This is a genomic window from Flavobacterium sp. ALD4 (assembly GCF_002836475.1).
Taxonomy (GTDB): Bacteria; Bacteroidota; Bacteroidia; order Flavobacteriales; family Flavobacteriaceae; genus Flavobacterium.
This window is the reverse complement of sequence record NZ_PJBJ01000023.1, coordinates 152,297-166,249: the sequence shown is the minus strand read 5'-3', so window position 1 is coordinate 166,249 and position 13,953 is coordinate 152,297. Positions and strand designations below refer to the sequence as shown.

Here is a 13,953-nt window from a genome sequence, read left to right as displayed (position 1 = left end):
CCGTCAGAAATAAAATAACAATCGAGCGATCGTAATGAATGAAAAGCAAAAATTAAAGGAAGTGGCCGCACTTTTTTTAAAGTTAGGATTTATAGGTTTCGGAGGTCCTGCCGCGCACATCTCCATGATGCGAGAGGAAGTGGTGGTTAAAAAAAAGTGGCTTGAGGAGCAACATTTTTTAGACTTAATAGGAGCCACTAATTTGATTCCAGGTCCTAACAGTACCGAAATGGCCATCCATATTGGTCATGAAAGGGCAGGATGGAAGGGACTTATTGTTGCTGGAATCTGTTTTATTGTTCCAGCCGTTATGCTAACGGGAATCTTTGCCTGGCTTTATAAAGACTATGGGCAGCTACCTGAAATTCAACCTTTTTTATACGGTATAAAACCCGCCATCATTGCCATTATTTTGGGCGCTATTTTCCCGCTCGCAAAAAAATCCCTAAAAACAGTTCAATTAGGGATTATAGGATGTATTGTATTACTGCTTTCGCTGTTGCAGTTCAATGAAATTATGCTTCTTTTTGGCGCTGGATTCCTGGCTTTGTTTTGGAATTCATTCACGAACAAAATCTCGGATAAAAAAGGGAACAACTGGATTCCGCTGATGCTTTTTCCAGTTTCTAAAACGGCTTTACTGGCACCCACAAACTTCAATTTATTTCTGATTTTCTTAAAGATAGGGGCAATCCTTTATGGAAGTGGCTATGTGCTTTTTGCTTTTTTGGATGCCGAGTTGGTCGCCAAAGGTTTACTCACACGAACCGAACTAATTGATGCCATTGCGGTAGGACAATTCACACCGGGACCTGTTTTTTCCTCCGTTACCTTTGTGGGCTATCAAATCAATGGAATATCCGGGGCACTCATTTCAACGCTGGCGATATTTGTACCCTCGTTTGTATTTGTGGCATTATTGAATCCTTTGGTAAAAAAGATGAGAAATTCGAAGCCTTTTGCCGTATTTCTAGATGCTGTAAATGTGGCTTCGATTGCAATAATCGTATCCATCTGTTATGAATTGGGTAGAGATACCATAACGGACCGGCGAACGATTTTAATAGCAGTATTGAGTATTGTAATTGTATTTAAGTACAAGAAAATAAACAGTGCCTTTATAGTTTTGGGTGGTGCATTAGTAGGCTATTTACTGATGTTAGTCTAAAGGAAGCTTGTTCTTTTTAAGAATGTTTATGAAAGTGTAGTTGTTGTTAAAATATAAAAAAGCCACTAAGTACTATACTCAGTGGCTTTTTTGAATTAAAAATCTCTTCTATTTTTAGTCGTAATACTTTATTGCCATCCACCACCAAGTGCTTTGTACAATTGAATTACGGCTTTGTATTGTTGAAATTTATTGTCTACTAAACTTAGTTCAGCATTTAAAGCATCATTTTTAGAAATTAATACTTCCAGATAATTAGCCATACCATAAGTCAATAATTCATCAGAATAATTAGCTGCCTTTTTAAGTGCATCTACCTGCTTCTCGCGAATGGTAATTTTATAGGTTTCATTATTGTACTGGGCCAGGGCATCCGAAACTTCCTTACCGGCAGTTAGTAGCGATTGTTCAAACTGTAAATACGCTTTTTCCTGATTGGCTTTGGCAATTTCAAACTTCGTTCTTACTTGTCTTTGATTAAAAATGGGTTGTGTTAAACCAGTGATTATATTGGCAAAAATAGAATTAGCACTAAACCATTCTTTTAAATCAATACTTTGAAGCCCTCCAGTTGCGGTAACTCTTAAAGAGGGGTAAAAGCCACTTTTGGCCACATTTGTCATTTCAAAAGTAGTAATCAAATTGTATTCGGCTGCAATGACATCAGGCCTGTTTCTCAATAAACTGGCGGGAACCCCTAAAGTTATTGCCGGTTGCATCGTCTGAGATTCAAAGGTGCTACGTTCAATTTTAGCTGAAGGTGCTGCTAAAAGAGTACTCATGGTATTCTCCAGGATAATAATCGTATTCTTTAAATCGGCGATGATGATTTCAGTAGCATATTTTTGAGCTTCTGTTTGTTTGACGCCCACTTCAGTAACAGTACCTGCTTTTTTTAAAGCCTGAATAGTTTCAACACTCTGTTCGCGATTAATCAAAGTTTCCTCCGCTACTTTTATTTGTGCATCTATAGAAAGCAACTGATAGTAAACAGTAGCGATATTTGCAATTAATTGTGTTTTTATCGCTTGATTTGCGGCTGTAGTTTGCAGGTAAGCAGCATTGGTGGCGCGCTTGTTACTTCTTATTTTCCCCCATATATCAGCTTCCCAAGAAAGGTTTCCTGACAATTGATATTGATCTGTACTGCGATCTTGCAGGAAAGCTCCAAACTGACTGTTTTTAGATAACATCTGATGCGTCCAGTCCGTTCCCACAGATAGGCTAGGGAAGTAGCCCGCTTTTCCCTGTTTCATGGTAGCCTGTGCAGCCACAATATTTTGCATGGCAATGCGGATGTCTAAATTGTTCTGTAATCCCTTTGAAATATAGCCTTGCAAAAGAGGATCGGTAAATATTTTGTCCCAAGCGACATTGGCTAATGAAGTAGTGTCCGTTGACACTACTTCATTTCGATACAAATCTGCTGTTTTTAACTCCGGACGTTTATAGTCTTTGGCAACAAAACACGATTGCATTACCGTTACTGTTAGCCCTAATAGTGCGACTCTGTATATTTTATTTTTCATTTTCTTCTTCTAAAAGTGCAACATCATTTTCTTTAGTATTTACTGGTATTCCAGAAATACGTTCTTGTAATCCTTGAAAGATGATAAACAAAATCGGAATAACAAATACTCCAAAAATAGTTCCTACAAGCATCCCTCCAACGGCACCCATTCCGATAGAACGGTTTCCTACAGCACCAACTCCAGAGGCTAGTGCCAATGGCATCAATCCGAAGATGAAAGCTAAGGAGGTCATTAATATCGGACGCAAACGTGCTTTTGCACCTTCAATAGCAGATTTTGTCAGATCCATTCCGTTTCGTCTCCTTTGTATAGCAAACTCCACAATCAAAATTGCATTTTTGGCGAGTAATCCTATCAACATGATTAAGGCCACTTGGAAATAGATATTATTTTCTAATCCGGCGAGGTTTACAAAACCAATCGCTCCTGCAATACCTACAGGAAGTGAAAGCAATACAGATAGTGGTACTAAATAACTCTCGTACTGCGCACTTAATAGGAAGTAAACAAAGATTAAACTCAATAAGAATACTCCAATGGCTTGATTACCTGCAAGAATCTCTTCCCGAGTCATTCCTGAGAATTCATAGGTATATGATTTTGGTAAATGTTGTGCAGCTACTTCTTGAACGGCTTTAATGGCATCTCCAGAACTGTACCCTGGATTAGCTTTACCGTTTATATTAACTGCTTTAAGCATGTTAAAACGAGCCACGGACTCAGGACCATATATTCTTTTAAAATCTACAAACTGACTGATCGCTACTTGTTGACCCGCAGCATTCTTAACATAAATATTGTTTATAGACTCAAGGTTGGCGCGATCTTCAGGTTTTGCTTGAATCATTACACGGTATTGTTTTCCAAACTTGTTGAAATCAGTCGTATATAATCCACCATAATAGCCTTGCATGCTATTAAATATATCAGTAATAGCTATTCCCGCGTCTTTGGCTCTTTCAATATTGACATCCATTTGATATTGTGGGAAGTTAGGATTGAAATTAGTGATGGCATACTGAACTTCAGGACGTTTCATCAACTCCCCTAAGAATTCGTTAGTCACTTTACTAACCGTTTGCCAGTCATCATCTCCTTTGTCTTGTACCTTCAATTCAAAACCATCGGCACTACCAAAACCTTGTACACTTGGAGGTGTAAAGAATAAGGCACGGCCTTCTTTTAACACGGCAGTTTTAGCAAACAATTGCCCAACGACCGCATCTACAGATTGATTGTCTTCAGTACGTTCACTCCAGGGTTTCAATTTAAGTACCGAAAATGCATACGAACCTCCATTTACCCCGTTTAGCAAACTGTAACCTACAATATTCATTCGGGCTTCAACAATATCCATCGAAGCAATGATGGAATCTAGTTCTCTTACTGTCTTTGTTGTTTTTTCCAAAGTAGTACCAGGAGGAAGTGTTAAATCGGCCATAATGATACCTCTATCCTCATTTGGAATAAATCCAGAAGGAGTAATTTGGAATAATAGCACCGTAATTCCGGAAAACACTAATAAGGCAACAACAGTAATCCATTTTTTTGCAGCTAGGAAACGAAGTGATCGCACATATTTGGCATTCATTCGATCAAAATTAGTATTGAAAGCAATGAAAAAACGGTCTTTAAAATTAGCATCATGATGCTTAGAGTCTGGATGTGGTTTTAATAGTAATGCGCATAATGCAGGACTTAAAGTCAAGGCATTTACCGCAGAAATTAAAATAGCAATCGCTAAAGTAACAGCAAATTGTTGGTAAAATACGCCCGATGGACCACCTAAGAACGATACCGGAATAAATACTGCTGCCATCACTATGGTAATAGAAACAATGGCTCCAGTAATTTCGTTCATCGCAGAAAGCGTAGCTTCTTTAGCGGACGTAGCGCCCTCATCCAGTTTGGCGTGTACCGCCTCGACGACTACGATAGCATCATCGACGACAATACCAATGGCCAGAATCATTGCAAATAGCGTTAACATATTGATGGAGAACCCAAATATTTGCAGAAAGAAAAAGGTACCTACAATAGCAACCGGTACCGCAATAGCAGGAATTAATGTTGACCTAAAGTCTTGTAAGAATAGATAAACAACGAGGAAAACCAGTAAAAAAGCTTCAATTAAAGTAGAAATCACCTTGTTTATAGAAGCATCTAAAAATGTTTTAGTATTAAAAGGAATAATATAATCAACTCCAGGAGGGAAATCGACCTTTGACTCCTCTAGGATAGACATAATCTCTGTGGTAATGTCTTGGGCATTGGAGCCGGAAGTTTGAAAAACGCCCATTACAACTCCCTCTTCACCCATAGCAATATTCTTAGTTCCATAGTTAAAACCGCCTAACTCAACAGTGGCTACATCTTTAATTCTTAAGAAGTTTCCGTTTCCGGTAGATTTAATTATAATATTCTCATAATCTTTTATTTCTGAAAGTCTTCCTTTGTATTTAATAACATATTCAAAAACACCATCTGCATTCTCTCCAAATTTTCCTGGAGCTGCTTCAACGTTTTGTTCTTGTAAAGCGTCCTGAATATCCTTAGGAGCCATTCCATAAGCAGCCATTTTTTCAGGATCAATCCAAATTCGCATGGAGTAATCTTTAGCCCCAAATACATTTACCTGACCTACGCCGCTAACACGCTGCAGTTTAGGTACCAGGTTGATTTTAGCATAATTCTGAATATAAACTTCGTCATAGGCTTTGTTGCTGGAATATAAGGCAAAAAACATCAAAGCACTATTTTGACTCTTTATTGTGGTAACGCCAGTTTGTACTACTGCAGTCGGCAATTTACTAGTGGCACGTGCCACTCTGTTTTGCACGTTTACCGCAGCAATATCCGGGTCAGTTCCTAATGCAAAATAAACAGAAATTTTAGCCGAACCATCATTAGCTGCCGAAGACGTCATATACGTCATTCCTTCTACACCATTTATTTCTTCTTCCAGTGGAATAACTACACTGTTTAGCACCGTTACAGCATTTGCTCCCGTATAATTAGCGGTAACTTGCACTGTCGGCGGTGCTATTTCGGGATATTGTTCTACGGGTAAGGACATCAACCCCAGTACACCTAATATGGTGATTAGAATCGATATTACTGTCGAGAGTACAGGTCTCTCTATAAAAGTTTTTAACATCTTTGCAATTATTTTTTAGTTGTAGTTTGTTTAGCATCATTTGCTTGTACCTCATTCTTAATAGGCTCTGGAACAATTTCCATATCATCTTTTAGTTTTGAAGCACCTTCAATAACTACAACATCCCCTTCTGCAAGTCCGGCAGTTACAATGTAATTCAAGTCAGAAGTTCCATTGGTTTCTATAATTCTTGATTTGACTTTGTTTCCTTTTTCAACAGCATAGATAATTTGTTTTCCTTGTACTTCAAAAACAGCCTTTTGGGGTATCAGAACAACATTGCTTTGTACAATTGGTAAACGAATGATTCCGCTGCTTCCACTTCTTAAAATACCTTCAGGGTTTTTAAATTCCGCTCTAAACTCTGTTGTACCCGTAGTTGGATTTACTAATCCGTTCATGGTAGTTATTTTTCCCATTTGGTTGTATTCTGAATCGTCAACTAATATTAGGCTGACAGCAGGAGCTGACTTTAATTTTTCGGCAGTAGTGGATCCTTTAAATATCCTATTAAAGTACAATACTTGTTTTTCATTCATAGAAAAGTAGGCACGCACAATTTTCGTGTCTGATACTGTTGTCATAGGCATTTGCTCAGTCGAGTTTACTAAACTACCTTCTTTAAAGGGTAAACTTCCGATTACTCCGTTTACGGGAGAATAGATGGTTCCGTAACCAATATTTGCAACAACACTTCCGTAGGCACTTTTCGCTTGCGCTAATTTAGCTTTGGCTGTTGCCAATTGTACGTTACTGATGATATTTCTGTCTACAAGTGGTTTTAAACGATCTACTTCAACTTGCGCCGCTGCAACCATTGCTTTTGCAGCCGAAGCATCTTGATTTAGCATTTGCGTTTCTAATTTGAATAAAAGCTGCCCTTTTCTAACCACTTGACCTTCGTCAATATATATCTTTTGAATAAATCCGCTTACTTTAGGCCTGATTTCTACATTTTGTTGTCCTTGAATATTAGCAGTAAAGTCTTGGTATACGGTGGCATCTTGCATTACTATTTCTTGTACGGGGAAATGTGCCGGTCCTTGCACTGCAGCTTGCTCTTCTTTCTTTCCACATGAGGAAAGTAGCAGCGAAAAAGCTATTATAGATAATGAAATTTTTTTCATTTTTATTTAATTTATTATTGATTATTATTAATTGATTCTATTATTTTAAATTTGGCGATGGTTTTCATAAGCAACTCTTCCACTTCGCTAATATGAATTTTATACGCTTTTACATTCTCTAGATTGCATTTTTCTTCAGGACAGGAAATTGTTTTTTCACGATATTGAAGCATTTTATCAATTACAAATTTTTCTGATTCGAGCATTTTTTTATAATTCAATAGTCGCTCACTCAAAGGTGCTACTCTAAAATATTTCTTTCGATCACCCGCTATGGTGAAATAGTATATTTTCTCCATTTTTAGGAGTAAATTTAAATTGGTAGATATCGAGCTTTTGCTGGCAGATAATTTTTCGACTATAGACTCAAAGGTTAAGCCCGATTTACATCCATCAATAATAAGTACGCCTAAAATTCTTGCAGCTAAAGGCGATATATTAAATAAAGACTCAAAATGAATACCGGATAGCTCAATGATTTCCTCTCTCTCTCTCTTTAAACTGTCCATACTTTTTTTTGCAAATGTACGATTAGTTCGTAAAACACCGAACTAAAAGAACTTAATTTAATCGAAATTAATTTATACGTCCAAAGCGCCGGGAAAAACTATCTTTTCACCAGTAATTAGGGACTCTAAAAACACATTATTGGATAAAATCTATTTTACCTATATTTGTTGACCTAAAAACAAACTTATAGTGAGTCAAATCAATAAGCTAAAAATATTCAATGATCCCATCTATGGGTTTATTACCATTCCCAATGCTTTAATTTACGATTTAATACAGCACCCTTATTTTCAACGTCTAAGACGTATTTCCCAAATGGGATTATCATATCTGGTATATCCGGGTGCGAATCACACGCGATTTCATCATGCTTTGGGCTGTATGCACCTGATGCAAAAGGCAGTTGAAGTATTGCGTTTTAAGGACATTGCCATCTCTAAAGAAGAAGAAAACGCGCTATATATTGCTATTTTATTGCATGATATCGGGCATGGACCCTTTTCACACGCGATGGAAAAAAGTATTGTTGAAGATGTACATCACGAGGAAATCTCCTTGTTGTTTATGCATCAGTTAAACGCTGAATTTGATGGACAGTTGGATTTGGCCATAGAGGTCTTTAAAGGGGAGTATCATCGCATGTTTATGTTACAACTGATTTCTAGTCAACTGGATATGGATCGTATGGATTATTTGAAACGCGATAGTTTTTATTCGGGTGTGGCCGAAGGGAATGTCAACTCAGAGCGATTGATTCAAATGATGAATGTTGTGGATGATGTTTTGGTAATAGAAGAAAAAGGAATCTACTCTGTTGAGAAATTTTTGATGTCGAGACGATTAATGTACTGGCAAGCCTACTTGCATAAAACCAGTTTAGTGGCCGAATTAATTTTGACCCGAATCCTGAAACGTGCGAAAGAATTAACCGGGAAAGGAGTGGTTTTGCCGTGTAGCGAACCTTTGCAGTATTTCTTGCAGCATAAAGTCACAATGGATACATTTGATGCGGGAACTTTAGACTTATTTGCTCAATTGGATGATTTTGACATCATTAGTGCGCTAAAAGGATGGCAACGTCAGAGCGATTTTATTTTGTCTTCATTGAGTAAAATGATTATCAATAGAGATTTATTGAAAATAAAATTAACCAGTGAAAAAGTGGCTACTGAAGATTTACACCCTTTAAAAGAACGTTTTGCATTGGAAAACAATATCAGCTTGCTGGAAGCTAACTATTTTATTTTCAAAGGAAAAATAAAAAATCAGGCATACAGTAAGGAAGCGGAACCGATACGAATATTGAAAAAAGACAAGACAGTCGAGGATGTTATTGAATCTTCAGACCAGTTGAATTTAAAATCATTATCTAAATCTGTGACCAAATATTACATCTGTTTCCCAAAACAACTTGTGGAAATGAACATTTAAAATCTATTTTTTTATATTTTTGTGGCAATGAAATTTACAGCAGAACAAATAGCAGGCATATTAGACGGTGAAGTTGTTGGGAATCCCAATGCTGAAGTATATGTGTTGTCTAAGATTGAAGAAGGTAAGGAAGGTTCACTGACTTTTTTATCAAACCCGAAATACAACAACTATATTTATAGCACTGAGGCTACGATCACGATTGTAAATAAAAGCTTTATTCCCGAATCTGAATTAAGAACAACCTTGATAAAAGTAGATGATGCTTATATAGCTTTTTCTAAATTATTGGAGTTTTATGATCAGGCGAAAGGTAATAAAAGCGGAATAGAGCAGCCCTCTGTAATAGCAGAGAATGCTAAATATGGCAACAACTTATATTTAGGTAGTTTCAGTTACGTAGGATCAAATGTGGTTTTAGGAGATAATGTCCAAATTTATCCCAATTGTTTTATAGGGGATAATGTCGTCATTGGAGATAATGTCACTATTTTTGCTGGCACTAAGATTTATGAGCAAACGGTAATAGGAAATAATTGTGCTATACACTCCGGCTCAGTTATAGGGGCTGATGGTTTTGGCTTTGCGCCTAATCCTGATGGAACCTTTAAAAAGATTCCGCAAATAGGAAATGTCATTATAGAAGATGACGTAGATATTGGCGCTTGTACGACAATAGATAGAGCTACAATGGGGTCTACGATTATAAGAAAAGGAGTAAAATTGGACAATCAAATTCAGATCGCCCATAACGTAGAAATAGGGGAGAACACCGTAATTGCCGCTCAAACTGGCGTTGCAGGTTCGACTAAAATTGGTAAAAATGGAATGATTGGCGGCCAGGTCGGAATTGCGGGACATTTGACCATAGGGAATAATGTTCGGATTCAGGCACAATCGGGTGTAGGAAGAAACATTAAGGATGATGAAATCTTACAAGGAAGTCCAACATTTGGATACAATGATTACAGTAAGTCCTATGTACACTTTAAAAACTTACCAAAAATCGTCGCAGAATTAGAAGAATTAAAAAAACAAATATTAAACCAAAAAAACGGGAATAATGGTTAAACAGAAGACTATAAAAACAGAAATCTCGCTAACAGGAGTTGGATTACACACTGGTAAAGAGGTTATAATGACTTTCAAACCTGCTCCATCAAATAATGGTTTTACTTTTGTCAGAGTAGATTTAGAAGGACACCCTGTTGTTGAGGCAGATGCAAACTATGTAGTTAATACACAACGTGGCACCAATTTAGAAAAACTTGGAGTTAAAATACAAACCCCGGAACATGTGCTAGCCGCCTTAGTGGGTTGCGATTTGGACAATGTCATCATCGAACTAAATACTTCAGAGCTTCCTATAATGGATGGTTCGTCTAAATATTTTGTTGAAGCGCTTGAAAAAGCAGGAATTGAAGAACAAAATACAAAACGAAATATTTATGTGGTAAAAGAAATTATTTCATTTACTGATGAGGAAAGTGGAAGCGAAATTTTAATAATGCCAAGTGATCAATATAGCGTTACTACTATGGTAGATTTTGGGACAAAAATTCTAGGGACTCAAAATGCTACTATGAAAGACATTTCTGAATTTAAAAAAGAAATCTCCGAATCTAGAACATTTAGTTTTCTTCATGAATTGGAATCATTATTGGAAAACGGTTTGATTAAAGGAGGCGATTTGAATAACGCTATTGTATACGTAGATAAAGAAATATCCGCGGGTACAATGGAGAATTTGAAAGTTGCTTTTGGGAAAGACACGATTAATGTGAAGCCAAACGGGATATTAGACAATCTTACGCTGCATTATCCTAACGAAGCTGCAAGACATAAACTACTTGACGTAGTAGGTGACTTAGCCTTAATTGGAACAAAAATACAAGGTAAAGTTATTGCGAATAAGCCAGGTCATTTCGTCAATACACAATTTGCCAAAAAGATGGCTAAAATCATAAAAATTGAACAGAGAAATTATGTACCTGTTTTTGATTTAAACCAGGAGCCGCTGATGGATATTCATAAAATCATGGCTGTTCTTCCGCACCGACCTCCATTTTTATTGATTGACAGAATTATAGAAATGTCGGAAAGTCATGTGGTAGGAATGAAAAATGTTACAATGAATGAAAATTTCTTTGTTGGACATTTTCCTGAAGCGCCAGTAATGCCTGGAGTGTTAATTGTGGAAGCAATGGCACAAACAGGAGGGATATTAGTTCTAAGTACGGTTCCGGATCCTGAAAATTATTTGACTTATTTTATGAAAATTGATAACGTTAAGTTCAAACAAAAAGTCTTACCTGGTGATACCTTGATTTTTAAATGTGATTTGATTACACCGATACGAAGAGGGATTTGTCATATGCAAGCGAACGCTTATGCTAATGGTAAATTAGTCGCAGAAGCTGAGTTAATGGCCCAGATTGCCAAAAAACCATAAATTAGAAATATCATAAAACCCTGAAGTATATCATTTCACGGTTTTTGTTTTATATATATATAAACAATAAAAAAAAGTAGATGAATCAACCCTTAGCATATGTTCATCCTGGCGCGAAAATCGCCAAAAATGTAGTCATTGAGCCCTTTACAACAATTCACAATAATGTAGTTATTGGGGATGGTACCTGGATAGGATCTAATGTGACCATTATGGAAGGCGCAAGAATTGGAAAGAATTGCAGTATATTTCCTGGTGCAGTTATCTCTGCTGTTCCACAAGATTTAAAATTTGGTGGAGAAGAGTCGTTGGCTATAATTGGTGACAATTGTACTATAAGAGAATGTGTTACTATCAATAGAGGTACAATTGCATCCGGTCAAACTACTCTTGGAAACAACTGTTTGATTATGGCTACAGCTCACATTGCGCACGATTGTCATATTGGAGATAATGCAATAATTGTGAATGGTGTTGCATTGGCGGGTCATGTCACTGTTGGTAAATTTGCCGTAATAGGCGGTTTGGCAGCAATCCATCAATTCATCCATATTGGTGATCACGCTATGATATCAGGCGGTTCATTAGTGCGTAAAGATGTTCCTCCTTTTACAAAAGCGGCCAAAGAGCCTTTGTCCTATGTGGGGATAAATTCGGTTGGACTAAGAAGAAGAGGGTTCACAACGGAGAAAATCAAAGAAATTCAAGATATTTACAGAATTTTATATCAAAAAAACTATAACACAACACAAGCTATAGGAATTATCGAAGCAGAGATGGAAGCAACTCCGGAACGTGACGAAATACTGGATTTTATCAGAAACTCATCTCGTGGGGTGATGAAAGGATATACAGGAAATTACTAATACCCAAAGTATTCCTCTCGAGAGGTCGGGTATTTGAAATCATACAAAACAAAAAAATAGTATAAATAACAAGTAACTAATTCTCAGCTTCGGCTCTCTTCCTTTGGGAGGGGACATTAATAAAAAAACATACAAATGGCATCAACATCAGACATCAAGAACGGATTATGCATTAAGTACAATAATGACATATACAAGATTATCGAATTTCTTCACGTTAAACCGGGAAAAGGACCTGCTTTTGTAAGAACTAAACTGAGAAGTTTAACTAATGGAAAAGTATTAGACAATACATTTTCTGCCGGACATAAAATAGAAGAAGTAAGAGTGGAAAACCACAAATTTCAATACTTATATCCAGAAGGAGATGATTTCCATTTTATGAATACAGAAACTTTTGAGCAAATATCTTTGAACAAAAACATATTGGATTCACCTGATTTATTAAAAGAAGGAGAAAATGTTATGGTAAGTATCAATACAGAAACGGAATTGCCTCTTTCTGTAGATATGCCGCCGTCTGTAATTCTTGAAGTTACTTATGCTGAACCGGGAATCAGAGGGAATACAGCTACGAATGCTACCAAATCAGCAACAGTTGAAACTGGAGCTACTATAAATGTGCCTTTGTTTATAAATGAAGGGGACAAAATTAAAATTGATACCGCATCAGGTTCTTACATGGAGCGTGTAAAAGAATAAATAATTTTATAATTAGAAAATGTGTCAATTAGGTAATTATCACATTTTCTAATTAATACATTTTCTAATTAAATTTATGAAATTTCCAAAAATTTATGCCCTGCAAGAAATTGCCAATATTATCAACTGTGAATATGTTGGAGATGCAGATTTTACGGTATCTGGAATGAATGAAATTCATGTTGTGGAAAAGGGTGATATTGTTTTTGTGGATCACCCTAAATATTATACAAAAGCTTTAAATTCAGCAGCAACTGTTATTTTGATTAACAAGAAAGTAGACTGCCCAGAGGGAAAAGCATTATTGATATCAGAAGATCCGTTTAATGATTTTAATAGATTAACAAAGCATTTTAAGCCTTTTGAGTCTTCAGGCGCTTCCATTTCTACTTCAGCAGTTATAGGGGAGGGGACTGTAATCCAGCCCAATGCTTTTATTGGTAACTATGTTGTGATAGGTAAAAATTGTTTGATTCATGCTAATGTTGCAATTTACGATAATACTATAATTGGAAATAATGTAATCATTCATGCAGGAACGGTTCTTGGTGCGGATGCATTTTATTATAAAAAGCGGGACGACGGATTCGATCAATTGCTTTCAGGCGGAAGAGTAGTGATAAAAGATAATGTGGGTATAGGAGCACTTTGTACAATTGACAAAGGGGTTACAGGTGATACAATTATTGGCGAAGGAACAAAAATTGACAATCAGGTTCATGTGGGACATGACACTGTAATTGGAAAAAAGTGTTTAATTGCTTCTCAAACCGGAATTGCAGGTTGCGTTATCATCGAAGACGAAGTTACTATTTGGGGACAAGTAGGAACTACTAGCGGAATCACAATCGGTGCGAAAGCAGTGATTCTAGGTCAAACAGGAGTGACAAAGTCGGTTGAAGGCGGGAAATCCTATTTTGGAACACCAATACAAGAATCTAGAGAAAAATTAAAACAACTGGCTAATATTAAAAAAATTCCAGAGATTTTAAATAAATTAAAATAATA

General features: G+C 36.6%; 11 protein-coding genes. 7 read left to right on the top strand and 4 right to left on the bottom strand.

All coding sequences use genetic code 11. The annotated features are described in order from the left end of the window. Positions 1-34: 34 nt before the first annotated feature. Positions 35-1,168, top strand: coding sequence for a chromate efflux transporter (gene chrA / locus CXF59_RS03155; protein WP_101136263.1), 1,134 nt, complete (start codon positions 35-37; stop codon positions 1,166-1,168). 128 nt (positions 1,169-1,296) lie between these two features. On the opposite strand, the gene CXF59_RS03150 is transcribed toward chrA, so the two are convergent. Genes CXF59_RS03150 through CXF59_RS03135 form a run of 4 tightly spaced genes read right to left on the bottom strand, consistent with a single transcriptional unit; the run spans position 1,297 to position 7,493 of the window. Continuing rightward, positions 1,297-2,697: an efflux transporter outer membrane subunit gene (locus CXF59_RS03150; RefSeq protein WP_101136262.1), complete on the bottom strand. Its 1,401-nt coding sequence runs from the start codon at positions 2,695-2,697 to the stop codon at positions 1,297-1,299. After that, positions 2,687-5,857 (bottom strand): efflux RND transporter permease subunit, encoded by a 3,171-nt coding sequence (locus tag CXF59_RS03145; protein ID WP_101136261.1) that lies wholly within the window; start codon positions 5,855-5,857, stop codon positions 2,687-2,689. The genes CXF59_RS03150 and CXF59_RS03145 overlap by 11 nt, the downstream gene beginning before the upstream one ends. A gap of 8 nt (positions 5,858-5,865) precedes the next feature. Further along, on the bottom strand, positions 5,866-6,984 hold the full coding sequence (locus CXF59_RS03140; RefSeq protein ID WP_101136260.1) for an efflux RND transporter periplasmic adaptor subunit: 1,119 nt from the start codon (positions 6,982-6,984) through the stop codon (positions 5,866-5,868). Between the two features lie 14 nt (positions 6,985-6,998). After that, positions 6,999-7,493 (bottom strand): GbsR/MarR family transcriptional regulator, encoded by a 495-nt coding sequence (locus tag CXF59_RS03135; protein ID WP_101136259.1) that lies wholly within the window; start codon positions 7,491-7,493, stop codon positions 6,999-7,001. Between the two features lie 190 nt (positions 7,494-7,683). Between CXF59_RS03135 and CXF59_RS03130 the strand changes: the two genes are divergently transcribed. The 6 genes from CXF59_RS03130 to CXF59_RS03105 all read left to right on the top strand — a co-directional run bounded on the left by CXF59_RS03130 (position 7,684) and on the right by CXF59_RS03105 (position 13,951). Further along, a complete protein-coding gene (locus CXF59_RS03130) occupies positions 7,684-8,925 on the top strand; it encodes an HD domain-containing protein (protein ID WP_101136258.1) in 1,242 nt (413 codons plus the stop codon). 27 nt (positions 8,926-8,952) lie between these two features. Then, positions 8,953-9,996 (top strand): UDP-3-O-(3-hydroxymyristoyl)glucosamine N-acyltransferase, encoded by a 1,044-nt coding sequence (gene lpxD, locus CXF59_RS03125; protein ID WP_101136257.1) that lies wholly within the window; start codon positions 8,953-8,955, stop codon positions 9,994-9,996. After that, entirely contained in the window at positions 9,989-11,377 is a 1,389-nt protein-coding gene (locus CXF59_RS03120) for a bifunctional UDP-3-O-[3-hydroxymyristoyl] N-acetylglucosamine deacetylase/3-hydroxyacyl-ACP dehydratase (protein ID WP_101136256.1), read from the top strand. The genes lpxD and CXF59_RS03120 overlap by 8 nt, the downstream gene beginning before the upstream one ends. Positions 11,378-11,457: 80 nt before the next feature. Further along, positions 11,458-12,243 carry an acyl-ACP--UDP-N-acetylglucosamine O-acyltransferase gene (gene lpxA / locus CXF59_RS03115; protein WP_016989388.1) on the top strand — a complete coding sequence of 262 codons (786 nt, stop codon included), beginning with the start codon at positions 11,458-11,460 and terminating at the stop codon, positions 12,241-12,243. 135 nt (positions 12,244-12,378) lie between these two features. Beyond that, positions 12,379-12,945, top strand: a complete 567-nt coding sequence (gene efp / locus CXF59_RS03110; RefSeq protein ID WP_101136255.1) for an elongation factor P — start codon at positions 12,379-12,381, stop codon at positions 12,943-12,945. A 76-nt stretch (positions 12,946-13,021) separates the two neighbouring features. Further along, positions 13,022-13,951 carry a UDP-3-O-(3-hydroxymyristoyl)glucosamine N-acyltransferase gene (locus CXF59_RS03105; RefSeq protein ID WP_101136254.1) on the top strand — a complete coding sequence of 310 codons (930 nt, stop codon included), beginning with the start codon at positions 13,022-13,024 and terminating at the stop codon, positions 13,949-13,951. Positions 13,952-13,953: the final 2 nt, after the last annotated feature.

Excerpts from the sequence above, each read along its gene's own strand:
- chrA (WP_101136263.1), top strand. The coding sequence starts at position 35 with ATGAATGAAAAGCAAAAATTAAAGGAAGTGGCCGCACTTTTTTTAAAG.
- CXF59_RS03150 (WP_101136262.1), bottom strand. The coding sequence starts at position 2,697 with ATGAAAAATAAAATATACAGAGTCGCACTATTAGGGCTAACAGTAACG.
- CXF59_RS03145 (WP_101136261.1), bottom strand. The coding sequence starts at position 5,857 with ATGTTAAAAACTTTTATAGAGAGACCTGTACTCTCGACAGTAATATCG.
- CXF59_RS03140 (WP_101136260.1), bottom strand. The coding sequence starts at position 6,984 with ATGAAAAAAATTTCATTATCTATAATAGCTTTTTCGCTGCTACTTTCC.
- CXF59_RS03135 (WP_101136259.1), bottom strand. The coding sequence starts at position 7,493 with ATGGACAGTTTAAAGAGAGAGAGAGAGGAAATCATTGAGCTATCCGGT.
- lpxD (WP_101136257.1), top strand. The coding sequence starts at position 8,953 with ATGAAATTTACAGCAGAACAAATAGCAGGCATATTAGACGGTGAAGTT.
- CXF59_RS03120 (WP_101136256.1), top strand. The coding sequence starts at position 9,989 with ATGGTTAAACAGAAGACTATAAAAACAGAAATCTCGCTAACAGGAGTT.
- lpxA (WP_016989388.1), top strand. The coding sequence starts at position 11,458 with ATGAATCAACCCTTAGCATATGTTCATCCTGGCGCGAAAATCGCCAAA.
- efp (WP_101136255.1), top strand. The coding sequence starts at position 12,379 with ATGGCATCAACATCAGACATCAAGAACGGATTATGCATTAAGTACAAT.
- CXF59_RS03105 (WP_101136254.1), top strand. The coding sequence starts at position 13,022 with ATGAAATTTCCAAAAATTTATGCCCTGCAAGAAATTGCCAATATTATC.